This is a genomic window from Paenibacillus sp. W2I17, from assembly GCF_030815985.1.
Lineage (GTDB): Bacteria > Bacillota > Bacilli > Paenibacillales > Paenibacillaceae > Paenibacillus.
Genome location: NZ_JAUSXM010000001.1, coordinates 57,591 through 79,829, shown reverse-complemented (window position 1 = coordinate 79,829; position 22,239 = coordinate 57,591). Strand labels below are relative to the sequence as shown.

21 protein-coding genes and 3 pseudogenes are annotated in these 22,239 nt (G+C 47.3%); 3 read left to right on the top strand and 21 right to left on the bottom strand.

Features of this window, described 5'->3' with window-relative positions; genetic code table 11:
- Positions 1-98: 98 nt before the first annotated feature.
- The 7 genes and pseudogenes from QF041_RS00415 to QF041_RS00385 all read right to left on the bottom strand — a co-directional run bounded on the left by QF041_RS00415 (position 99) and on the right by QF041_RS00385 (position 8,252).
- Positions 99-1,406, bottom strand: a complete 1,308-nt coding sequence (locus tag QF041_RS00415) for a hypothetical protein (RefSeq protein WP_307416859.1) — start codon at positions 1,404-1,406, stop codon at positions 99-101.
- A 113-nt stretch (positions 1,407-1,519) separates the two neighbouring features.
- Complete coding sequence (locus QF041_RS00410) at positions 1,520-1,951, bottom strand: peptidylprolyl isomerase (protein ID WP_017687646.1); 432 nt, start codon at positions 1,949-1,951, stop codon at positions 1,520-1,522.
- Positions 1,952-2,158: 207 nt separating this feature from the next.
- On the bottom strand, positions 2,159-3,490 hold the full coding sequence (gene lysA / locus QF041_RS00405; protein WP_307410594.1) for a diaminopimelate decarboxylase: 1,332 nt from the start codon (positions 3,488-3,490) through the stop codon (positions 2,159-2,161).
- Between the two features lie 103 nt (positions 3,491-3,593).
- Positions 3,594-5,262 (bottom strand): annotated as a pseudogene (locus tag QF041_RS00400) (spore germination protein).
- 25 nt (positions 5,263-5,287) lie between these two features.
- Positions 5,288-5,716: a stage V sporulation protein AB gene (locus QF041_RS00395; RefSeq protein ID WP_026080996.1), complete on the bottom strand. Its 429-nt coding sequence runs from the start codon at positions 5,714-5,716 to the stop codon at positions 5,288-5,290.
- The gene (locus QF041_RS00390) at positions 5,697-6,353 is read right to left on the bottom strand and encodes a stage V sporulation protein AA (RefSeq protein ID WP_307410592.1); all 657 of its coding nucleotides are present in this window, start codon (positions 6,351-6,353) and stop codon (positions 5,697-5,699) included. The genes QF041_RS00395 and QF041_RS00390 overlap by 20 nt, the downstream gene beginning before the upstream one ends.
- A 990-nt stretch (positions 6,354-7,343) precedes the next feature.
- Positions 7,344-8,252 (bottom strand): AraC family transcriptional regulator, encoded by a 909-nt coding sequence (locus QF041_RS00385; RefSeq protein ID WP_307410590.1) that lies wholly within the window; start codon positions 8,250-8,252, stop codon positions 7,344-7,346.
- 108 nt (positions 8,253-8,360) lie between these two features.
- Between QF041_RS00385 and QF041_RS00380 the strand changes: the two genes are divergently transcribed.
- Complete coding sequence (locus QF041_RS00380; protein WP_307410587.1) at positions 8,361-9,290, top strand: DMT family transporter; 930 nt, start codon at positions 8,361-8,363, stop codon at positions 9,288-9,290.
- An 86-nt stretch (positions 9,291-9,376) separates the two neighbouring features.
- Here QF041_RS00380 and sigF read toward each other — a convergent pair whose 3' ends face one another.
- From sigF to QF041_RS00325, 11 genes and pseudogenes are all read right to left on the bottom strand, one after another.
- Positions 9,377-10,132, bottom strand: coding sequence for an RNA polymerase sporulation sigma factor SigF (gene sigF, locus QF041_RS00375; protein ID WP_036607856.1), 756 nt, complete (start codon positions 10,130-10,132; stop codon positions 9,377-9,379).
- 14 nt (positions 10,133-10,146) lie between these two features.
- Positions 10,147-10,602, bottom strand: a complete 456-nt coding sequence (spoIIAB, locus tag QF041_RS00370) for an anti-sigma F factor (RefSeq protein WP_036672324.1) — start codon at positions 10,600-10,602, stop codon at positions 10,147-10,149.
- The gene (gene spoIIAA / locus QF041_RS00365) at positions 10,599-10,952 is read right to left on the bottom strand and encodes an anti-sigma F factor antagonist (protein ID WP_017687636.1); all 354 of its coding nucleotides are present in this window, start codon (positions 10,950-10,952) and stop codon (positions 10,599-10,601) included. The genes spoIIAB and spoIIAA overlap by 4 nt, the downstream gene beginning before the upstream one ends.
- A 144-nt stretch (positions 10,953-11,096) precedes the next feature.
- A pseudogene (locus QF041_RS00360) lies at positions 11,097-12,219 on the bottom strand (D-alanyl-D-alanine carboxypeptidase family protein).
- Between the two features lie 302 nt (positions 12,220-12,521).
- Positions 12,522-13,346: a purine-nucleoside phosphorylase gene (locus QF041_RS00355; protein WP_091018093.1), complete on the bottom strand. Its 825-nt coding sequence runs from the start codon at positions 13,344-13,346 to the stop codon at positions 12,522-12,524.
- 129 nt (positions 13,347-13,475) lie between these two features.
- On the bottom strand, positions 13,476-14,366 hold the full coding sequence (locus tag QF041_RS00350; RefSeq protein WP_307410578.1) for a tyrosine recombinase: 891 nt from the start codon (positions 14,364-14,366) through the stop codon (positions 13,476-13,478).
- A gap of 75 nt (positions 14,367-14,441) precedes the next feature.
- The gene (locus QF041_RS00345) at positions 14,442-14,684 is read right to left on the bottom strand and encodes a DUF4227 family protein (protein WP_307410575.1); all 243 of its coding nucleotides are present in this window, start codon (positions 14,682-14,684) and stop codon (positions 14,442-14,444) included.
- Between the two features lie 158 nt (positions 14,685-14,842).
- Positions 14,843-15,310 (bottom strand): ferric iron uptake transcriptional regulator, encoded by a 468-nt coding sequence (fur, locus tag QF041_RS00340; RefSeq protein WP_036607866.1) that lies wholly within the window; start codon positions 15,308-15,310, stop codon positions 14,843-14,845.
- 107 nt (positions 15,311-15,417) lie between these two features.
- Positions 15,418-16,047: a stage II sporulation protein M gene (spoIIM, locus tag QF041_RS00335; protein ID WP_017687629.1), complete on the bottom strand. Its 630-nt coding sequence runs from the start codon at positions 16,045-16,047 to the stop codon at positions 15,418-15,420.
- Positions 16,048-16,400: 353 nt separating this feature from the next.
- The gene (locus QF041_RS00330; protein ID WP_307410572.1) at positions 16,401-17,621 is read right to left on the bottom strand and encodes an endonuclease Q family protein; all 1,221 of its coding nucleotides are present in this window, start codon (positions 17,619-17,621) and stop codon (positions 16,401-16,403) included.
- A gap of 2 nt (positions 17,622-17,623) precedes the next feature.
- A pseudogene (locus tag QF041_RS00325) lies at positions 17,624-18,218 on the bottom strand (NUDIX domain-containing protein).
- Between the two features lie 121 nt (positions 18,219-18,339).
- On the opposite strand from QF041_RS00325, the gene mciZ reads away from it, so the two are divergent.
- Complete coding sequence (gene mciZ, locus QF041_RS00320; RefSeq protein WP_307410569.1) at positions 18,340-18,474, top strand: Z-ring formation inhibitor MciZ; 135 nt, start codon at positions 18,340-18,342, stop codon at positions 18,472-18,474.
- Between the two features lie 138 nt (positions 18,475-18,612).
- Here mciZ and QF041_RS00315 read toward each other — a convergent pair whose 3' ends face one another.
- Positions 18,613-19,746, bottom strand: coding sequence for a M20/M25/M40 family metallo-hydrolase (locus QF041_RS00315; RefSeq protein ID WP_307410566.1), 1,134 nt, complete (start codon positions 19,744-19,746; stop codon positions 18,613-18,615).
- 82 nt (positions 19,747-19,828) lie between these two features.
- Here QF041_RS00315 and prli42 point away from each other — a divergent pair, with 82 nt between their 5' ends.
- The gene (gene prli42, locus QF041_RS00310) at positions 19,829-19,930 is read left to right on the top strand and encodes a stressosome-associated protein Prli42 (RefSeq protein ID WP_017687624.1); all 102 of its coding nucleotides are present in this window, start codon (positions 19,829-19,831) and stop codon (positions 19,928-19,930) included.
- A gap of 26 nt (positions 19,931-19,956) precedes the next feature.
- On the opposite strand, the gene lipB is transcribed toward prli42, so the two are convergent.
- Together lipB and QF041_RS00300 are read right to left on the bottom strand one after the other, a co-directional pair.
- Complete coding sequence (gene lipB, locus QF041_RS00305; RefSeq protein WP_307410562.1) at positions 19,957-20,664, bottom strand: lipoyl(octanoyl) transferase LipB; 708 nt, start codon at positions 20,662-20,664, stop codon at positions 19,957-19,959.
- A gap of 112 nt (positions 20,665-20,776) precedes the next feature.
- Positions 20,777-22,222 carry a dihydrolipoamide acetyltransferase family protein gene (locus QF041_RS00300; protein ID WP_307410558.1) on the bottom strand — a complete coding sequence of 482 codons (1,446 nt, stop codon included), beginning with the start codon at positions 22,220-22,222 and terminating at the stop codon, positions 20,777-20,779.
- Between the last annotated feature and the right edge of the window lie 17 nt (positions 22,223-22,239).

The following is a 22,239-nucleotide window of genomic DNA, read 5'->3' as shown; positions in this document are numbered from 1 at the left end:
ACTAACTTTTAATAAGCTAAGAAACAACAAAAAACCGCTTCCTCTTAAGGAGGTACGTTTTTTGCTTGGAGGCACATTTTCACATCCATCGTATCATTCTACATATCAGGAAAACACCAGCTCGCCATATGCTTTAATTCTTTAGCATTATGAAATGGAATGCGGTCAGGTTCTTGCAGGGGCGAAGTCGGAAGCGGGAACTCTCTTGCCACCCTTCTGACCCAACTTGTGGAATCAATCGCAATAGCCGAGCATTTCCAGCGTCCATTCGCTCTCGGTCGAAACGTCCCATGCAAATCTGCTTTTCCCGGCATCTCTGGAAAGACACCCTCCAGATATTCGACGATGACACGCTTGTCTCTGACTTCGTGACAGTATACAGTCACCCATACGCCTTCCCGGACCCGAACAGCATACACATCTCCAGACTGTACCTCCCCGGTACCTGCATCAGGAGATGCCTTTGGCACTTTTCCGCGAACACTTCTCTTCTTCTCCAATGCCCCTAAGATCGTGTCCTTTACAGCTGGACTCTCATCAGGCTTATCCGCAAGAGATATATTATTCAGATCAAAATCATGAAATATCTTGTTCAGGTTGTTCTCATTAATTCCGACAGATGAGTCCCACCACGCCAGAGGGGCCTGCACTTCAACCCGCACATTGGGGCGTGCGTCACGCTGCATGTAAGAGGTAAATTCCGTGATCATTCCGGGATGTTCCGGCGTATCCAATATGCCAATCAGAGCTAACGTCTCAAGCAAATCACGGTAGGCATATTCCTTCTGTGTAGGCAAAAGACGTTCCTTCTTGAGCGCTACTGCTGCCTTGCTGTAACGTGTTTTGGGAGGTAATTCGCGCAGCACCGTTAACACCGCACGGAATGTCCAGCGGTCGTACTCATTGGGTATTGGAAGCTCCTGCGCGGCAGCCAGCTCTCGAAGTGCCAACACATATCCAAAAGGATCACCGTCCAACGGGGTTCCATTGGTCATCCGCCAATACCATTGCAGCGTTGTGTCGGTTGCTTGATCTACACTTAATCCGCAGATCTTACAAGTGTTCGAAGATGGATATGGCGTATGTTCATGACTTGGCATACTGCTCGCAATAAGCTTGCCCGTAAGCAACGAGCGCCAGATCATGGGTGCTGACCACAAAGAGGATACAAAGGCCTGCGCTGCATCATTGATCGTCCATTGATTTGCAACTTTTTTCAGCTCAGTAATCGTTTCATCATGTTGTGGACGTACAAATCGATTCGGTTCATGCCCGGCTGCCTCAAGCGCTTCTCGATCCTTTACGGATAGACTATCCGGAACGACATGCCGCGATGCCTGCAGTTCTTCATCCCACAACGTGCGCTCACTATAAATTTGTTTTAACAAGCTTAGCTGAGTAACCATATCCAAGGTTTGATTCATCCTTTCTAATCATCGATTTCAAGTATGTAAAAAAATAAAAAAAGTGCTTCTATAAAAGAAGCACTTCATGTTTGGATCCAGTTAAGGTGAAGGTATTAAGCTTCTACAACTTCAACAGTTTCCATTTTGTCTTTACCTTCTAAAGCGTCCACGAACTCCATACCTTTAGTTACTTTACCAAATACCGTATGTTGTCCATCCAAATGTGGTTGCGGTTGGTAGCAGATGTAGAACTGGCTTCCACCTGTGTTACGGCCAGCATGTGCCATAGCAAGTGTTCCGCGCTCATGTTTGTTCGGGTTAATTTCACAGTTGATTGTGTAACCTGGGCCACCTGCACCGGAACCGTTAGGGCATCCGCCTTGAGCTACAAAGCCCGGGATAACGCGGTGGAATGTAAGACCATTGTAGAAACCGGAGTTAGCCAGTTTCTCAAAGTTTGCTACTGTGTTTGGAGCTTCTTGATCGAACAGATCGATCAGAACTTCTCCGCCGTTTGCCAATTTAATTTTCGCTTGTTTCGCCATATGTAAATGACTCCTTTCGTATTGACCATCGTTAATGGTGCCAGAACGCATGACCCTGGGCCAAGCATTACAGCACTTTTCTTAGTGTACACCGAAAATGTCTGGATCGCAAAAAAAACGGCAACTTTTTTCATGATTTAGCTCAAATACGCAAAAAGCAGACAAAAAAGGAAGTTCCCTTTTCATCTGCTTTAACTGTAAAACGAATTAGCGAGTTACTGGCTGTTTTGCAATGCGCGCTGGTACCAGGTCATTCTGGATGATATCTTGATACGTCTCACGGCGTACCACGACATCTCCTTGACCGTCTTTGACAAATACAACAGCCGGACGACGAATCCGGTTGTAGTTGCTCGCCATGGAGTAGTTATACGCACCTGTGCAAGCTACAGCGAGCAGATCGCCGCTTTCTACTTTTGGCAGATCCAGATCCCAGATCAACATATCGCCACTCTCGCAGCATTTACCAGCGACAGATACCGTTTCCTGAGCAGCCTCATTCGCACGATTCGCAAGCACGGCTTCGTACTTGGATTCATACAAAGCAGGACGTGGGTTATCGGTCATACCACCATCAACGGCAACGTATTTACGCACGCCTGGAATGTCTTTGCTTGTTCCAACGGTATACAACGTTGTTCCCGCTTCACCTACGATGCTGCGGCCTGGCTCAACCCAGATCTCAGGTACGGCATAGCCGATTTGAGCAAAATGATTTTTAACGGCATCTGTAATAGCCTTCACATATTGCGCAACTTCAAGTGGCGTATCTCCGTCGATATACCGAATTCCGAATCCACCACCAAGGTTAACTACTTTGAAAGCAACATTAAGGCGCTCATATACACTTGCTGCAAATTCAGCAACACGTTGAACAGCCATCTGGAAGCCTTCAACTTCGAAGATCTGGGAACCGATGTGGGAATGCACACCGAGCAATACCAGGTTAGACTGCTTGGAAGCCAAGTCAATCGCTTCAAATGCTGTACCATTGCCAATATCGAATCCAAATTTGGAATCCGTTTGACCTGTGGAAATATATTCATGCGTATGTGCCTCAACACCTGGCGTCACACGAAGCAAAATGTTTACTTTACGATTTTTGTCCGCTGCTACAGCCTGCAACAGATGCAATTCATTGAAGTTATCAACAACAAAGCATCCAATCTCCGCATCAAGAGCCATTTCGATCTCTTCCAGCGTTTTGTTGTTACCGTGGAAGTGAATGCGCTCAGCCGGGAAACCTGCTTGCAGTGCAGTAAACAGTTCACCATCAGATACAACATCCAGGGAAAGTCCTTCTTCAGCTGCAAGGGCACACATCGCCATTACACAGAATGCTTTACTTGCGTAAGCAACCTGGAAGCCCAATCCGGAAGCACGGAATGCTTCCATGTATTCTCTGCAACGCTCGCGAACCAATTGCTCGTCCACAACGTACAGGGGAGTTCCAAATTGTTCTTTCAGATCTGTTGCATCAACTCCGCCAATCTCCAGATGTCCTTGCGCATTTATTTTACTTGTACCATGTAAATACATAATCTGCATTCCTCACTTTTTATATACTGGAACAATTGATATTCCAATGATTTTACACCAGTATATCAAATTAGGCAGCGAGATGAATGGATTTTTCGGAAGATCATTTGTGTTTTTTACTTTTTCGCAGTTCCCCGTCCGGATCATCGGACATTTTGGTGTTGTCACGGGTTTTATTGAATGATGGACGTTTTTTATTTTCCAGCAACGGAAGCCGGAATAAAAAATTGCCCAGGGCTTTTGCATTAAACGGTATAAAAGGCCAGAGATACGAAGAATTGTACGACCGGTGAACGGTAAGCGCCAATATGAGCAATGTACAGCCCACGACCAATCCCCGGAACCTTGAATATCGCTACTGCAATGAGCAGAACTAACCTGACTAACCTGTTGGCAAGACCCAGCTCGTAACTCGGCGTAGCAAACATACCGATGGCTGCGATAGCCATATAGAGTACAACTTCATTGACAAAATATCCTGTTTTGACGGCGATATCCCCGACTAGAATTGCCGCGATCAAGCCCATGGCCGATGCCAGAGGTGTAGGCGTATGAACCGCTGCCATCCGTAATAAATCGACGCCCAGTTCGATCAGTAGAAACTGTAGAATCAGCGGTAACTTTACATTTTCCTGCGGACCAATGAAGTCAAGTCCCATCGGTTTAATCGAAGGGTCAATAACCATGAGAAGCCATAGTGGTAGCAAAAATAACGATATGAGAATCCCTGCAAAACGCACCCACCGTAAATACGTCCCCATCAATGCCGTTTGTCTGTTCTCCTCCGCATGTTCACACAGATCGAAGAAGGTCGTAGGCAAAATCATCACACTCGGGGAAGTGTCTACAAAAATGACAACTCGTCCTTCCAGCAAATGGGAAGCTGTAACATCCGGTCGTTCCGAATAACGAACGAGTGGGAACGGATTCCAACCCTTGTTGATAATCGCTTCTTCCAGCTGCTTGTCGGCTGCGGGAATACCATCGATATCCACTCGCTGTATTTTTTCACGAACGGAATCTACCTGCACTTTATCCACAATATCGTCAATGTACACCACGCAGACGTCGGTTTGTGTTCTCCGCCCCACCTGCATGATCTCAAATTTCAGTCCTGGGTCGCGTATTCTTCGACGGACCAAGGTTACATTGGTCAGGAGTGTTTCGGTAAAGCCGTCTCTGGAACCGCGGACGACCCTTTCCAATGAAGGTTCTTCCGGTGAACGAACCGGATAACTCCGGGTATCCATAATTAAGACCGAGCGGTCCCCTTCAACGAACATTGCACTCATACCAGTAAGAACCTTGTTGATGACCGCACTCATCTTCTCGACTTTTTCCACCTGAATATGGGGAATGTAACATTCAAAATAGGATTTGAGTGCATGTCCGGAGACGTCATCCGGCGTGAGATAGGTCAGTCTTTTCAACACTTCAAGCAAAATCTCATCCTTGGCGAAGCCCGTGATCATCAGCAATCCAACGTGCTTGCCACCCAGGACCATTTCCCTCATATTCACGTCGAACGATTCTCCAAGCCCCAATACCTGTTGCAGCGTATATTTGTTCTCACTCATTCGTGGGGAGATGTCATCGTTTTCCTGCCAATATTGTACGGATTCCTCAATGCTGTCGGACATCTCATTTTGTTTTTTCTTATTGTACGCTTTCTCCTCTTCTTCCTTTTGAATCTCATAAGCAGACTTGTGTAACATCTCTTCCGTTATACCTTCACTATTTTCCTGGCCTGTGTGCTCCGTTCGTTCATCCATCTTCCCATCCTCCTATGGCCACGAGTTACCGCTGATATATAAAAAAATCAAACAGGGAACCTGTCATTTTGCCCAAAATCATGGCGAGCAGTAATCCAAACAAATAAGGTTTCATGCCCAATCGTTTGGCTAATACGGGCAGTACATTGAGTACCTCAGTGAGCGCCGCGGCCAGCAGACCGATGAACACGCCACAGAACAAACCAACAATCGGGCTGAGCAGCAGCACCCCATGCATTTTCCAGTGCCAGAAGTCCGCCACCGTCCCGAGCAGTGAACCACCTATTAGCGCCCCTTCGTACCAGTGAGTCTTGTCATACGATTGCGTAAGTTGGGCCAACCTGGGAATCATATCGAGCACCAGAATGAGCGCAATTACGCCGCTCCCTACGGCAATTCCCCCTGCAATACCCAATACAATGCTGATTGCTCCATTAAGAACGCTCATCCGCATTCATCTCCCTGCGTTCCTGCTCGTGCATCCGTTCGCTCTCTTCAATCACCACATATTTATCTACATTTTGCTGGTATAGGAACATCTCCACTTCCAGCGGGGTAGGTTCTTCATTCCACTTTTTCTTGAACAAATGATTAAAAAATACTGCCATTCCGAATCCAATGCCAATGGAATACGCCACTTGGAACAGATAGGGATGTTCGTCCCGATGCCCAGTAAGCATCTCCACAATTCGAATCTGTACTTCCTGCATGTTCACATCGGCATGAAAATTCATGATGGTTAAGGCTGAACCAAAGAACAGCAGCAGCCAAACCAGAATGAACAGGGACTTGGAAGGTTGACCATTTCCCGCAATGACTTCAACCAACGTATGACCTGATCCCATCAGTTCCACACTTACCTCTGGCAAGATGTTCCGAATTCGGGGAATAATCTGCAATATATCAATGAGGATCAGATTGCCATCCTCCGGTCCAGGGCGCAGCAGTTCAAGCTCCAGTAGCCTGCTCTCCTGGTCTTCAGAAGAGGTCAGTACATGTGCAATGTCTCCAAGCTTGACTGCTCTGCCCCTCTGGATGCGAATACGGCTGCGCAGACGAATATAGACCATTGGAGTGGGTGTCTGGGACATCCATAGCACTCCTTTACTGCGTAATTTAGGTTAGTATTTGAAGAATGTGCAAATTTATTACAAACTGGTTGGAAAAAAGGTGGAAGGCTGAGTTGACGCTGCGGGATGGATCGGTCATTGATCGCTGTTGCTCGGGGGGGGAGGATACACGCAGACACTCCGACGGCAGACCAACCTTCTGATCGCTGTTGTCTCCAAATTCTTTTGATTGATTTCTAAGTGTTAGAAATTTGGAGACAAAGGCGAACGCTTCGCTTCTTCAGGTCTAATCTGCCGCCTGCGTTGCTTGTGTATCCTTAGACGAACCCTCACGCTTCGCTCCTTTTGACCGATTCCATCCCTCCGCTACCCCTCGTCCTCCCATTTCCAAACGTTTGAAATAAATATGCTGGGGGAGTAGGCAGGAAGGGAATTGAAAGAAGAGCTTTTTGGGGTTATTTTGCTCAAAATTCTATGACTCTTGAAGTTATCTTCTGGAGCCGTCTAGACTACAGCTGTGTAGAAATTTTGAAGACAAATGTGCACGCTTCGCTTCTTCAGGTCCTAATCTGCCGCCTGTGTTGCTGTGTATCCTTAGATGAGCCCTCACGCTTCTCTCCTTTTGACCGATTCCATCCCTTCGCTACCCATCGTCCTCCCGTTTCCAAACGTTTGTAATAAATATGCTGGGGAGGTGGCAGGAAGGGAATTGAAAGATGAGCTTTATGGGGTTATTTTTCTCACAATTCTATGACTTTTGAGGTTATCTCTGCATGCGTCTTAGAATACAGTTGTGTAGAAATTTGGTGACAAAGGTGAAGGCTTCGCTTCTTCAGGTCTAAACTGCCGCCTGCGTTGCTTGTGTATCATTAGGCAAGCCCTCACCCTATGCTTCTTGTGACCGGGTTGAAGCGTAACGGAGTGTGAAGCATTATTTTACATATCAAAAAAGTCGCCGTATGGGCGACTCTTCGGTATTGGTGGATAGGCTCACGAATCATGAACAATATCTCAAAAATTATGTTCTTTGTCTCTTTTGTTCAATTCCCTTCTAAATCGTAAAGGGGTTGAATTCATTGTTTTGCGGAATTGGTTAATGTAATAACTCGTACTGTTAAAACCGACCTCATAGGCAATTTCGGTGATGCTACGCTTGGAGGATTGCAATAGTTCAATGCTTCTTTGGATGCGGTACTCTATCACATATTGCATGGGTGTGGTTTTCAGGATTTGCTTGAAATAACGGCAGGTCTCTGATCGACTTAACTGTCCCGCCTTTGCAATATCTTCAAGCTTAATTGGATCGGCATAATTGAGATTAATCCATTGCAACATGTCTTTCATTCGGTTGTTTCTGCTCATCTCTGATGGATCATGTTCAAGAGAATATCCGTTCATAATCAGCAGTTTCCACATATTAAGCACCGCCGAAGCAATATTCACTTCGTAAAAAGGAACTTGGTGCACCAGCTCCTTTCTAATCCTTGCAATAGCATCCAAGATCTGTTCTCCCCAAGCGTTAGCTCTTTCGATATACAGAAAAGGCAAATTAGTTGCTGTTACATATGGATGTACGTACTTTATATACAAATCCGAAGGCATGATAACATGTGGGGACAAATTCAGACATAAATAAATGCAGTTCTCGCTCACACCGTGATCTTCGGCCATATGCATTATTCCACTGTTGATAAAAATCCCGTCACCTTTGGACAAAATCATCTTTTGATCGTTGATATGAAACAACGCCGTACCCTGAAGAACGTCAACAAACTGCAATTCATTATGCCAGTGGAGAGGAATATGTCCGTGAACATTTTGAACAATGGTTGTCTCATAACAGGCTATAGATAAGGTATCGGTACGGTGTTGCGTCATTTCTTTCAAATGTTGATCAATGATAAATTCGATTTTCTGCATGGCCCTCATCTCAATATAGTTATATTTTTAAGTGTAATATTGATATAAATGTACCGGATTTCTCCTTAATATAACACTATTCTTATATTTAAGGTGAGGCGAACAAGAATGACAACTTCTGCAAAATCCAAAATTTCAGGCATCGTACTCGTTCTGACGGGGGCCATCTGCTGGGGCATTGGGGGGACGGTATCTCAAAAACTCTTTCAACTGGATGGAATTGAGGTCAATTGGTATGTCACTGTACGCTTGTTGATTGCTGGGTTACTATTACTGGTTATTCAATCGTTTACAAATGGACAATTTCAGATTTTTAATGTGTGGAGAAATAAAAAAACTACTAGGCAGATGATCATTTTCGGATTGGTGGGCATGCTTGCCGTCCAGTATACGTACATGGCATCCATTAAACACGGCAATTCAGCGGTGGCTACACTCCTGCAGTACCTGTCCCCTGTCATGATCATGATTTACATCGCACTCCGTAAGCAGTCTGTCCTCACACGCAATGACCTTGCATGCGCCGTTCTGGCTCTCAGTGGGTGTTTTCTCCTGCTGACGAATGGCTCGCTTACGCGGTTATCTGTCTCCTCACTCGCAGTGATATGGGGACTGTTATCTGGGGTTTCAGCTGCATTTTATACGCTGTATGCCGTGCAACTGATTAAAAAGTTCGATTCACTTGTTGTGGTCGGCTGGGCTATGATCATCGGTGGTTTGGGAATGAGTTTTATTCACCCGCCCTGGAAAATGAATTTTGCTAACATCACGCTCGAAACTTACGGTTATTTGATATTTACGATCCTTTTTGGAACCATGATTGCTTTTTGGTTTTATATTGCGAGTCTCAAAAGTCTTACACCCAAGGAAACCAGCCTGCTCGGGAGCGCAGAGCCGCTTGCTGCTGTTGGAACAACCGTCGTATGGCTCCATGAACCTTTTGGCTTCTATCAATGGATTGGTATGGTATGTATTCTTGGCATGATGCTGGTCATGCAGTCCAATCGTTCGGAATCTCCCCGTATTAACAACAAATAACCTCCCTCGCCATAATGCGCGATAGAAGGTTGTTAGTTGTCGTATATTGGTGTATATGCACCAATATTGTTGTTGCAATCCCAGAATCACTGCGCGATCTGGTCGCGGATGGATTGCAGTATTTTTTTCTCCAGACGTGATACCTGTACCTGAGATATTCCCAGCCTGCTGGCAACCTCGGACTGGGTCTGATCCCGGTAATACCGAAGATAAACGATTAACCGCTCCCGCTCACTGAGACCACCGATGGCTTCGTTTAGCGCCAGTTTGTCAAACCATCGTTCCTGAGACTCGTCGGCAATCTGATCCATTAACGTAATGGGATCACCGTCATTCTCAAATACCGTCTCATGGATGGAGGTCGGTGGTTTGTTCGCTTCCTGGGCAAATACGACTTCCTCCGGGGTTACCCCCAGCTCTGCGGCAACTTCCTTAATCGTTGGTAAACGATCCAGATGTTTGGACAGTTCGTCCCTTTTTTTGCGGACTTTATTCGCCATCTCTTTCAGTGAACGGCTGACCTTCAGAGTACCGTCATCCCGCAGGAATCGCTGGATTTCTCCGATGATCATCGGCACCGCGTAGGTCGAGAACTTCACGTCATAACTGAGATCGAATTTGTCCACTGACTTGAGCAGACCGATACAACCAATCTGGAATAGATCTTCCGGATCATATCCCCTGTTCATAAAACGCTGTACGACGGACCAGACGAGTCTGATGTTGCAGTTCACCAGCGTATCCCGTGAGACATGGTCACCCGACTGACTGAGCGCAATCAGCCGTTTGACCTCGGCATCGTCCAAATAGGTCTGTGAAGATGGTTTCACTTCAGCATCCATAAGAACACCAACCCCTAATTATACAATGCTTTCTTGGATTCAATCCTTTTTTTCATCTTGATGGAGGTGCCTCTGCCGGGCTCACTGCTGACTTCGAATTCATCCATAAAGTTTTCCATAATGGTGAAGCCCATGCCCGACCGCTCAAGTTCGGGTTTGGACGTATATAGCGGCTGCTTGGCCAGTTCAAGATCTTCGATTCCTTCACCGCGGTCTTCCACAATAATAGTGATCATGTCTTCCCGAATCTCGGCCTGGATGGACACCACACCCTCGGAGTTGTTGTTGTATCCGTGGATGATGCTGTTGGTCACGGCTTCCGAAATGACCGTCTTCAGGTCACTGAGCTCGTCCATCGTTGGATCAAGCTGGGAGATAAATGCAGCAACGGTTACCCGTGCAAACGATTCATTCTCTGACTTGGCCGCGAATTGCAGATTCATGAAATTTGTCCCTGTTCCTTCATTCATGAGACGACCTCCAGACCTGAGAGAGCAGTTCCCTCATTTTCGTATATCGGCATAATCTTGAACAGACCCGACATTTCCAGCAAACGGTACACTGGCGAATTGACGTCACAGACCACCATCTTGCCGCCTTTATTCTTAATGAGCTTGTATCTTCCCAAAATGACACCCAGACCTGAACTGTCCATAAATTGCAGATCTTTCAGGCTGAGTACGAGATGCTCGCTTTGTCTCCGCTGGATGGCTTCATCCATCTGCATCCGTACCATGTCAGCTGTATGGTGATCCAGCTCCCCGGATAATCGTACAATCAGAATCCCGCGATGGTGTTCCATTTCCACATGCAAGTTCACGTTTGCTCACTCTCCTCCCTGTCTTAGAACAAGGATTTCTACGCTTCCGAGGGCTTTTCCTGCCCCCCGACAAAACTAGAAGAAAACCCCTATTTAACTACAAAATATGTTCGAAGGATGCGTGCAACTCGCAGAAATCGCCGTTTAGTCAAACAGGTTGGACGTTGTCCGCTTGAACAGCTTCCACCAGCCAGCCTTATTCACATCCTGCGGAGCCTGAATGTCGAACTCCTTAATCACGTCATTGCCCTGGTAAACCACAAGTTTTCCTATACTTTGCCCGGCTTTGATCGGAGCTTTCAATTCTTTGGCAACCAGCAATTCATGCCGGATGTCATTGGATTTGGCTCCTTTGCGCATCAGCACACTATAATTTTTGCGTGGCATTCAGAGGCAATTCGGCAACTTCGCCTTTTTCGATCTTCAGACTGCCCAGCAGATCCCCTGCCTTGTAGAGTGCCTTCATCGTATATTGGCTAAAGGCATAGTCAAACATCGAAGACACTTCGCTGTTCCGTGTTTTGGTATTTGGTTCACCGAGTACCACGGAAACGACACGCAGTCCATCTTTGGACGCTGTTGCGGACAAGCAGAATTTCGCTTCGGATGTGTAACCTGTTTTCAAACCGTCTGCCCCTTGATAAAAACGAACCAGCTTGTTTGTGTTCACCAGCCAGAATGGCTTTTCAGTATCTTTGCGAAGGTAATCCTGATATGCACCGGTGTACTTCGTAATCCCGGAATGTTTCAGCAGTTCACGGCTCATGACGGCAATGTCATGGGCGGAAGAATAATGATTATCGACCGGCAGGCCGTTACAGTTGGCAAAATGAGTATCCTTCATGCCAAGCTCCTTCGCACGCTCATTCATCAGTTGTACAAACGCTTCTTCCGAGCCAGCAATCTTCTCGGCCATAGCGACCGAGGCATCATTGCCTGAAGCCATCGCGATCCCTTTTAACATATCATCAACTGTCATTTCTTCCCCGGGCTCCAGAAAGATCTGCGAACCGCCCATCGAAGCTGCATATTCGCTCGCTCTTACTTTGTCTGTCAGCTTCAGCTTGCCTGAGTCGATCGCTTCGATCGTAAGCAGCATGGTCATAATTTTCGTAATGCTCGCCGGAGGCAGCTGATCATGACTGTTTTTCTCATAAATGACCGTTCCCGTGTCTGCATCCATTAAGATCGCAGAGCGCGCCGACGGGGCTAAATCAGCGGCTCCCGCTCCCTTTGGTGTTTCTTCAGCCAATGCCGTTGATGCCATAAGGGACAGCAGGATACAAAGGGTCATGAACGATGCCATTATTCTTTTCTTCACTAGGTTACCTCCTCAAATGACTTGCTTACTGCATGTTCCATGCATGTACTGCTAATCATTGTCGGCCCGTTTCCAGTAAATTATTCCATGTAAAGCATGATTTCCCGAACTTTTATTGAAAATGTGATCAAAGCCAAAAAAACGCACTGCACTCAACGAATGAGTAACCGTACGTTTAACATAACAAAAAAAGGTTACCCCCGATGATTTCTCATCCAAAGAGGTAACCTAATCTACTCAAATCTTGCTTACATTTGTGGAATAACCGCCAATACCAGCGCCAGGAACGACTCACGCACACGTTCCGTCGTTTCCATCACCTCATCATGTGACAGCGGCTGATCCAGAATTCCGGCAGCCATGTTGCTGATACAGGAAATACCGAGTACTTCCAGGCCTGCGTGGCGTGCGACGATCACTTCAGATACAGTGGACATGCCCACTGCGTCTGCGCCCAATGTACGCAGCATTCTGATCTCTGCCGGTGTCTCGTAGTTCGGACCAAGCATACCTGCGTATACCCCTTCACGTACGTTAAAACCTTGTGATGCAGCCGTATCCTTCGCCAGCGCACGCAAACGGCGGCTGTATGCTTCGGAAAGATCCGGGAAACGTACGCCCAGTGCGGCGTCATTTGGTCCGATCAGTGGATTTTTGCCTGTGAGATTTAAATGATCCGAGATCAGCATCAAGTCTCCAGCTTCATACGACGTATTCACGCCGCCCGCAGCATTGGTTACAAGCAGGCTACTTACACCCAGTTCTTTCATGACCCGTACCGGGAAAGCTGTCAATTCCGGACCATATCCTTCGTACATATGGAAACGGCCTTTCATCATCACGACTGGACGACCTTTAATGGTTCCTACCAATAGTTCACCTTCATGTCCTTCTACTGTGGACACCGGAAAATGTGGAATATCCTGATAAGCGATACTTACGCCATCTTCAATCAGTTCTGCCAGTACGCCAAGACCCGAACCCAAAATCAAACCGACTTCCGGCTTGATGGAGCTTTTGCTTTGAATATAAGATGCTGCTTCCGAAATCATTTGTTGGTTTAATGCTGTCATGCGATGTATGTTCCTCCTTGAGTTGAAACGATCCGTCTTATGTATAACGGCGTTTGGATGTATTCAATTTATTTTATCCTAAATCGGCCCAATGTTCCGCATTTATTTGTGAAGGCCATGCGTCAAAATCTATCTTGCCCTCGGATGATGGGTTTCATAGATTTCTTTCATGGTTTTGCGACCATGATTGCCATATTGTTGCCCAGGCTGCTCCACGTGACCCAGCATGTCTTGAACCGCACGTGTATCCGCCCCATTGGCAATAAGGTGTGCTGCAAACGAATGACGCAGCGTATGCGGCGTAATTTCTTCCGAGATTCCTGCGTCCACCGCCGCTTTTTTGAGCAGCTTCCAGAAACCCTGCCGGGTTAAACGTCTACCAGATACATTCACGAATAGTGCCTGCTCGTCCGAATCGGTTTTGAGCAACTTATTGCGGAATTCCTCCACATATACACTTGCCCAATGTGCTGCTGGTGCACCCATGGGAAGGATACGTTCCTTGCCCGCCCCACCGCATCGTATAAAGCGCATGCCTGGCTGTACATCCCGAATGTCAAGGGCAATCAGTTCCGAGACCCTAATGCCTGTAGCATATAACAGTTCAAGCATCGCTCGATCTCTCACACCCTGCGGTGAACGAATATCAGGCGCTGTCAGCAGTTGTTCGATCTCCTGGATACTTAACACCTGTGGTGGCGTCTTGTCCGCCTTGGGAGCTTCCACATCAAACGTAGGGTCCTGTATAATATCACCCCGCCGCATCAAAAAATGAAAGTAGGAGCGCAGAGATACGATGCTGCGGGCAATGGTTGCATTGGCACGTCCTGCCTGTTTGAGCTGACCTGCAAACAGGACGACATGTGTGCGTCTGACCTGATCGGCTTCGCGTATGCCATATTCCTTATCTGCAAATTCAATGAACTTGTCCACGTCTCGGAGATACGATTCAAGCGTGCTGCTCGACATCCCTTTATCATCTTCCAAGTATAAGGCATAGGCATGTATCGTCTGTTTCATGTACAACGCTCCTCAACTGACAGATCTGCCGCTCTGGCAGACTGCTCCCGTATTTGCATCCCTGGCTGTTCGAAGCTACTCCCCGTACCAATAGAACAAACGGAGACGCTCTGCCATCGTAGGATGTCCTTCTCCATTACCAGGCCAATCCGTTTCCTGAAATACTTTGATTGCATTGCCAGTTGGCATCTGATACTGATCCACAGGTGAGATCCAGCCATTAAACAGATCCAGAACATGATAGAACAGATAAACTAATGCAGCAAAAACTATGATAAATCGAATAAAACGGAGCCCTCTCCGCACTGATATAATCATGGGCGCGTCCCCTCCTGATTCGAATCCGGTAATGTCCTTGAATCAGGGTATGTCCATAAACACAGGTTTATGCCATTCGGGGGAAACTCCAGATCATGTCCGGTGCCAAAAAAGCTCTCCCGTCAAAACCGCCGGTGAGAGCTTGAAGATATGCTATGTTATTCTTCATCTTTGGGTTTCTGTTCATTTTTAGCTTTGCAACGATAACAAATTCCATGAAAGTCCAGTCGGTGATCTACTACCGAAAAGTTGAATTCCCGCTCCAAACGCTCTTCAAGCGGTCCAAGCCAGTCTTCACGTATTTCATCCATACTTCCGCATTGAACACAGATTAAGTGATGATGGTGATGCTTGGATGTATCTCCGCGCAGATCATAACGCGCTACACCGTCGCCGAAGTTGATTTTCTCTACAACATGCAGCTCACTCAGCAGTTCGAGGGTACGGTACACGGTTGCCAGACCGATTTCGGGAGCCTTTTCTTTAACGAGCATGAATACGTCTTCTGCGCTCAGATGATCTTCTTCATTCTCAAGAAGTACTCTTAAGGTGGCTTCCCGCTGGGGCGTTAATTTATATCCTTGGGACTGTAGTTGCTGCTTAATTTTATCAATCCGTGCTTCCATTTTCTCCCTCCCCCTAGGAAATCACTGCACACTGCAACTTAACCCACTCTTTTCATTATAGGGGGAGTGCGTAATTAAAGTCAACATTTTACACTATACGATGCACGTTAGGCCGGTAGTAGCATTGGCGTGACCCAGCGCATCATTGCAGGTGTAACCCATGTTTCAAAAGACGCCACGCCGAGAAGCAATGCAGCCATGACCAAAGTTAACACTATATATGAAGCAAAAGGCCTTTGTCGACCAGGTGTTCGCTGCATCAAAACACGATTGCGAATGATGTACAACGAGAACGTCATCGCCGCCACACTGCAGATCAGAAGGATCGGAATGACAAATAGATTATGCGGTGCCACGGACACCAGTGCAAACAGCAGCCCTTTCCAGGAATACTGTCCAACAAGGTACCCCACTGTGAATCCAATGAGCACACCTTTCAAAAAATCCAGAACCAGTATACCGGGTAGTCCAACAACGGATAAACCCAGAATAAAGATCAGACCTACCCATTTCAGATGAAGCATGGCAATGTCCCAATATGCCCCGGTCTCTGTCACCTGTGCACTGTGCTGCACGGTCATGAAGAAATTGCCCAGATAACCCTCCAGATCCTGACGTTGCTCAAGAGACAATGCGTTCACCATGAGCGCGCCAAAAATGACACCGACCAGAAACAAGACAGCCACGAATACATATAACGAAGTCTGACCTTTAAATGTAAAGTAGGAAGAGCGCATACAGGTACGAGTCCCCTTTCCGGTATCATGCTGCAAGGATTCTCAGTTACATCCTCATAGTCATTCTTATGAACCGGAATGCACCCGTATGACTTCTTGTCCAGATTGGCTCTACGTGAAGTGAAGCTTTATCAGTTGAACCTAGGAGTATTTACACGGGTCACTACGATGACAGAACAACCTTTCGATCGCTGTTTTCCCCAGATTTTTTTCATTCCTTTTTAAAGGGGAAATCCGGGGATAAAGGCGAAGCATATGCTTCCGATGCAGCTTTCTTTCAGAAAGCTTTTAGCTCCGCTTCTTCAAGTTCTTTCTGTCCCCTCCGTTTTGTGTAAATGTTTAGTTCAATTTATCTAATCCGAAGCTTTTTCCTGAACAGCAACCTTTCCGTACGTGCCGCCACCTCCGGAGGACAGCTCCAGTTGTCCGTTCCGTGCAGCCACAATTAAGCCTGCTAGCACAGGTCCAACAACCGTAGCAAGCTCTTCCTCACGCGTGCGATGAAGTACGTTCATTTCTGTACCAAAATGGTCCAGTAGCTGCCGCAGTTTGGCTTTGCCAAGTCCGGGGATGAACTCCAGTGGTACCTGATAATGATAGGCCGGTCTGTTTGCAGGAACATGAGGACTCTCCCGATCAGAGATTGCCAGAATGCGATCCAGCACCCCCTGAACCAGCTTCAGACTGCCACAGTGCGGACAACGCTCTGCTGACATCGCCTGCTCGTCCATTATGCTGCCACATGCGGCACAGTAAGTACGGTGGTATTTGCCCAGCCTTGGATTCAGTCCATAATTGGCAGCAATTTTCCTGCCGGCTTCTCCTTGAAGTGCCATGCGGAATTCATCAAAAGAAGGGGAAGCCACTTGCAGTTCGTTATACTCCCGTCCAATCTTACCGAGTGAATGAGCATCCGAATTGGTCAGAAACGGTACATGATCCAACTCCCGAATATAACTGGCCATGGATGAATCAGAGCTTAACCCCAACTCGACAGCATCCACGAGACGGGTATCCAGTACATCGCCCATACGGGACGCAGTACTGCCATAGATGCCTTTATGCGGTGTAAATACATGTGCAGGCACAATAAGCCCACCACGTGCCTTAATCTCGCCTTGCATCTCTAGAGCGGGCACGTAGACACGCTGAGAACTGAGATTCACATTTTTCATATAACGTTTCATCCAGTCCGTGAAGGACTTCATTGTTTTCAGATCACGGAAGTACGCCAGCATATGGAACTCACGCATTCCAGGCTCGCGCAGCTCAATCTCTGTACCCAACAGAATGGTGGTGTCCTGGTAGGCAATACCGCCGCCCTCAATCTCGGACATGGTACCACTCTCCAGCAATTGCTCAATATCCTTCTGTACAACCGGAGAATGACAATCAATAACACCAAGCAAATGAATTCCTTTACGTTCCGAAGCTTCCCGAGCAATATTCTCAAATGTCAGATCACGACTGCCACTGATTTTAACGGCCTCACCGCGAGAGGTTCGTCCGATGTGAATATGCAGGTCTGTGTAACAGGGCTCCCACATCGTGGACGTTTTCAGTTGGTCTTGCATGCCTAGAACCGTCCTGTCGTTCTGTAAAGGTCCCACGCGTACACGGCCATCATCGTTTTGGCATCGCTAATCCGGTTCTCGTCCATGAGAGCGTAAGCTTCCTCCAGTGTGATCTCGGATACTTCAAGGAATTCATCTTCGTCCAGCGCCATGTCCCCTGCTTCAAGCTCTTCTGCGATGTAGAGATGAATGATTTCATCTGCGAACCCCCGGTGAAGTATAGAACGACCGCAAATGACGTAGCGACTTGGCCACATATCCCGTCTCTTCTCGCAATTCACGTGCTGCTGCAACCTCTGGTTCTTCACCCGGGTCCAGTTTCCCCGCAGGAATCTCTACTTCGGTGCGTCCCATTGCCTGACGATACTGATCCACAACAAGCATGCGATCCCCATTCAGAGCAAGTACAGCTACCGCTCCAGGGTGTCGGATTATCTCACGTGTAGCCGTCTGGCCGTTTGGCAGTTTAACGGTATCGACTTGAAGTGAAATCACTTTGCCCTCGAAGATTGGCTTAGTGGATACGGTCACTTCATCCAGTTTTGGATTGGCAGGTTGCGCCGCGTGGATGGATTGGGCAGATTGGTTTGGTTTCATTTGTTCTTCAACTCCATATCGTAATTTATATATTCGGTTAATGTATATATCTCTGATTTTGGGCATATGGTGAGCGTATAGAATTCTCACAGCAAATATAAACGAATCAGGGGGACTTTCAATGAACAGTTATATGACGCCTCAATCCGTACACGTGGTAGGACAAGCCCAGCAAGTGCAGCTCATACTCAAGCAATGGTTGCGCGAGTGGGGCCCGGATGCCAAGTTAGTCGATCTGCTCGCTGGACGCAAATGAATGGGTCATTAATCCATTCACCCATTGACTCAATTTGACCCTAAATTAACGAGTCTTCTCCCTTGAAATATAACATGAATTCGCAAAAAGTCCGAATCCGTACAAACCGGGTTCGGACTTTTGTCTAAGAAGTACACGTTATTTCTTGTCAGCTGCCGTTTCCTGAATAATAGCTACGACCACCTGGGACAACTTCACAATATCTTCAGCACGAATGCGTTCTTTGGTTGTATGAATATCCTCATACCCTACCGCCAGATTCACTGTCGGAAGGTCGAATCCGTTAAAGATATTGGCATCACTGCCACCACCGGAAGCAAACGTACTTGTCTCCAGCCCAATACTGCGGATGGCACGCTGTGCAAGCTGTACAACTTCATGTTCATCATGGAAGCCAAATGCAGGGTAGAGGATCTCACTTCTGAATTCAGCTGTAGCACCGTATTTGCGACATGTCGTTTCCAACGCGTCACGCATCTGTGCAACCTGCAATTCAACTTTCTCCTGCACAATACTGCGAGCTTCTGCTTCAAGTTGTACAAAGTCACATACCACGTTGAGTGCTGATCCACCCTGGAATTTTCCAATGTTCGCTGTCGTCTCATCATCAATTCTGCCCAGTGTCATCGCTGCAATCGCTTTGGCTGCAACCTGAATGGCGCTGATCCCGTCTTCCGGGTTCACGCCCGCATGTGCGGACTTACCATAGATGCTCATTTGAATTTCAGCTCTGGCCGGTGCAGCTACACAGATCGTGCCTACAGCTCCATTAGAATCCAGCGCATAACCGAACTCGGCATCGATATCCTTTGGATTCATCGCACGTGCGCCCACAAGGCCAGACTCTTCGCCGACCGTAATGACAAATTGAATTTTACCATGTGGAATCTTGTTTTCCTGGATCACACGAATCGCTTCGAACAATGCCGCAATCCCTGCTTTGTCATCTGCTCCCAGGATCGTTGTTCCATCACTGCGGATCCAGCCATCTTCACCCAGTTCAGGCTTAATTCCCTGTCCCGGCGTCACGGTGTCCATATGACATGTGAAAAAGATCGGTGCAACCCCTTCAGTTCCTTCCGCTTCCCAGGTAATGACGAGGTTTCCGGCGCCATGTCCGGTTTGCTCCATGGTATCATCCTCATAGACATAAAGACCGAGATCTGTAAACTGTTCTTTTAACACCTTCGAGATGTTCTGTTCATTTTTCGTTTCGCTATCAATCTGCACCAGTTCCATGAACTGATCGATAACACGTTGTTGTTTAATCATAGGACTTTCCTCCCTCTCGTGGATACGGTACAATACAATTACTATGGCTTGTTTACTTTATGTTGAAAGGAGTTCTCTCATCATGCAAAAAAAGAAATGGTTCAAAATCATCATCTATCTCATGCTGATCGCCATGATCGGGTCCACCCTTTTCATAGCTCTCGAACCGTTGCTGTTCGGATAGCAACCTAAAGCCTTTCGACGAACTGTTTACAGACGTTGAAGGGCTTCTTTTTCTGTGACCCAATTAATCTCATATGGAAAAATACGATTAAAGTACGGAACAATCTCCTGCGCTACCTGCTCCACCGCATAGGACTTGCCCGTTATATCCTCCAGTGAGGTAACGCCATACTGCTCAATCCCACAAGGAACAATCCCCTGAAAACCTGCATGTTGAATGCCTGAGCTGATGTTAAAAGCAAACCCGTGACTGGTCACAAAACCGCGGCGGTGTTTGCAACGATTAAACTTGATGCCGATTGCAGCAATCTTCATATCGCCAACCCACACACCCGTGTAACCCTCTTTGCGTCCGGCTTCGATGCCCTGGTCTGCGAGATAATCCATAAGTACCTGCTCAAGTTTCCGTAAATAGCCGTGCAGATCCAGGTCTTCATCCCGACCAAGAATCAATAACGGGTAACCTACCAACTGGCCCGGGCCATGATAAGTAATATCACCGCCGCGGTCAATTTGAAACAAAGAAATCCCTTGCTCACGCAACTCTTCCGGACTGAGAAGCAGATGCTCCGGATGATTTTGTGAGCCGATCGTATACGTTGGCGGGTGTTGTAAAAGCAGCATCTGCTCCGCTCCCTCGCCCTCGTCCAATCGCTGCACAATCGCTTTCTGGCGGTTCCAAGCCTCTTCATAATCAAGCATTGGTATGTATGCAACATCCAGCGGCTTGCTCATGATTCCCCCACACCCTTCTGCTTCAGGTTCAGTGTACAATTGAGCACCTGTCCGTAGACAGCAGGAAAAGTGCACGGCCTCCGGCACATACACTTCCCCGACAACTATTTAATTAATACACCTTGCTCTCCATGGTATATCCTTCAAGGTTTTCTTTGACACGTTGCAAGAAACGTCCGCTGATTACACCATCCAGGATTCGGTGATCCAGCGACAGACACAGGTTAGCCATCGAACGAACAGCGATCATATCATTAATAACCACTGGTTTCTTGACAATCGACTCGAATGTAAGAATCGCTGCCTGTGGATAGTTAATGATCGGCTGGGACAGGATCGAACCAAATGAACCTGTGTTGTTCACCGTGAACGTACCACCTTGCATATGGTCCAACTTCAACGTACCTTCACGTGTTTTGCGAGCCAGTTCATCCACTTCACGGGCCAGACCTGCGATATTTCGCTGATCGGCATGTTTGATTACGGGTGTAAGTACGGAATCTTCGGTTCCTACCGCCATGGACAGGTTAATGTCCCGTTTGACGATAATTTTGTCCACTGCCCATACCGAGTTCATGATTGGGTAGTCTTTAATCGCGTTAACGACTCCCTTCATCATGAATGACAGATATGTCAGATTGATGCCTTCCTTACGCTTGAACTCATCCTTGAGTTTATTGCGCAGCATCACAAGATTTGTTACGTCCACTTCGATCATTGTCCATGCATGCGGAATTTCCGATACGCTTTGACGCATATTCCGGGCAATGGCATTACGCACAGGGGTAACATCGATGAAATACTCTGATCTTCCCTGGCCGCCACCTTCCACTTCGATCTGCGGAATTTTCGGGCTTTCGGTTAGATGAATGCCTGAATGTCTCACAGGAACACCTGCATCGGACGCTGAGATCGCTTCTCCAGCGGTTAAACCCATTTCTCCATTTCCACGATTCACTCCGCTGAATGGAGAAGCTGACGGCACACCAGAAGGTGCATGCTGTACTGCAGGAGATGATGCTTGTGCAGACGATCCAGCCGCGTTACCTCCTTGTGCAACAAATGTCAGCACATCTTTGCGGGTAATGCGCCCACCGGCACCGGTGCCCTGGATGCTTTGCAAGTTCAAGCCATGCTCTGCTGCCAGGGATTGCACTGCCGGGGAATACCGATTGCGCATCGGCTGGTTAGGGTCATGTGCTGCTGTATTTGAGGCAGGAACAGGAGTGTTGCTGGCATTATGTTGCACTTGCTCCTGTTGCTGCGATACTTGTGTTACTTGCTCAGCCGCTTCTTCGTCGGAAGCAGCGACCTGCATGCGGCAGATTGCTTCACCAACAGCAATCGTTGTGCCCTCTTCCACCAAAAGGTCACCCATAATTCCATCCACAGTGGATGGAATCTCGGCATTGACTTTATCGGTAATTACTTCACAGATCGGCTCGTACTGTTCCACACGGTCGCCCGGTTTTTTCAACCATTTGCCTATGGTAGCCGAGACCAGCGATTCCGCCAATTGCGGCATAATGACCTCGATCCATTTCATACGTTCAGCCATTTGATTATCACTCCAAA

What these genes read in the sequence shown, in the direction of transcription:
- QF041_RS00395 (WP_026080996.1), bottom strand. Translation starts at nt 5,716, where the DNA reads ATGCGGATGAGCGTTCTTAATGGAGCAATCAGCATTGTATTGGGTATT.
- sigF (WP_036607856.1), bottom strand. Translation starts at nt 10,132, where the DNA reads ATGGATGCTGAAGTGAAACCATCTTCACAGACCTATTTGGACGATGCC.
- QF041_RS00355 (WP_091018093.1), bottom strand. Translation starts at nt 13,346, where the DNA reads ATGACAGCATTAAACCAACAAATGATTTCGGAAGCAGCATCTTATATT.
- QF041_RS00350 (WP_307410578.1), bottom strand. Translation starts at nt 14,366, where the DNA reads ATGAAACAGACGATACATGCCTATGCCTTATACTTGGAAGATGATAAA.
- fur (WP_036607866.1), bottom strand. Translation starts at nt 15,310, where the DNA reads ATGGAAGCACGGATTGATAAAATTAAGCAGCAACTACAGTCCCAAGGA.
- QF041_RS00390 (WP_307410592.1), bottom strand. Translation starts at nt 6,353, where the DNA reads ATGTCCCAGACACCCACTCCAATGGTCTATATTCGTCTGCGCAGCCGT.
- QF041_RS00380 (WP_307410587.1), top strand. Translation starts at nt 8,361, where the DNA reads ATGACAACTTCTGCAAAATCCAAAATTTCAGGCATCGTACTCGTTCTG.
- mciZ (WP_307410569.1), top strand. Translation starts at nt 18,340, where the DNA reads ATGAACAGTTATATGACGCCTCAATCCGTACACGTGGTAGGACAAGCC.
- QF041_RS00330 (WP_307410572.1), bottom strand. Translation starts at nt 17,621, where the DNA reads ATGCAAGACCAACTGAAAACGTCCACGATGTGGGAGCCCTGTTACACA.
- spoIIAB (WP_036672324.1), bottom strand. Translation starts at nt 10,602, where the DNA reads ATGAATGAAGGAACAGGGACAAATTTCATGAATCTGCAATTCGCGGCC.
- prli42 (WP_017687624.1), top strand. Translation starts at nt 19,829, where the DNA reads ATGCAAAAAAAGAAATGGTTCAAAATCATCATCTATCTCATGCTGATC.
- spoIIM (WP_017687629.1), bottom strand. Translation starts at nt 16,047, where the DNA reads ATGCGCTCTTCCTACTTTACATTTAAAGGTCAGACTTCGTTATATGTA.
- QF041_RS00415 (WP_307416859.1), bottom strand. Translation starts at nt 1,406, where the DNA reads ATGGTTACTCAGCTAAGCTTGTTAAAACAAATTTATAGTGAGCGCACG.
- QF041_RS00410 (WP_017687646.1), bottom strand. Translation starts at nt 1,951, where the DNA reads ATGGCGAAACAAGCGAAAATTAAATTGGCAAACGGCGGAGAAGTTCTG.
- QF041_RS00300 (WP_307410558.1), bottom strand. Translation starts at nt 22,222, where the DNA reads ATGGCTGAACGTATGAAATGGATCGAGGTCATTATGCCGCAATTGGCG.
- lipB (WP_307410562.1), bottom strand. Translation starts at nt 20,664, where the DNA reads ATGAGCAAGCCGCTGGATGTTGCATACATACCAATGCTTGATTATGAA.
- QF041_RS00315 (WP_307410566.1), bottom strand. Translation starts at nt 19,746, where the DNA reads ATGATTAAACAACAACGTGTTATCGATCAGTTCATGGAACTGGTGCAG.
- QF041_RS00345 (WP_307410575.1), bottom strand. Translation starts at nt 14,684, where the DNA reads ATGATTATATCAGTGCGGAGAGGGCTCCGTTTTATTCGATTTATCATA.
- lysA (WP_307410594.1), bottom strand. Translation starts at nt 3,490, where the DNA reads ATGTATTTACATGGTACAAGTAAAATAAATGCGCAAGGACATCTGGAG.
- QF041_RS00385 (WP_307410590.1), bottom strand. Translation starts at nt 8,252, where the DNA reads ATGCAGAAAATCGAATTTATCATTGATCAACATTTGAAAGAAATGACG.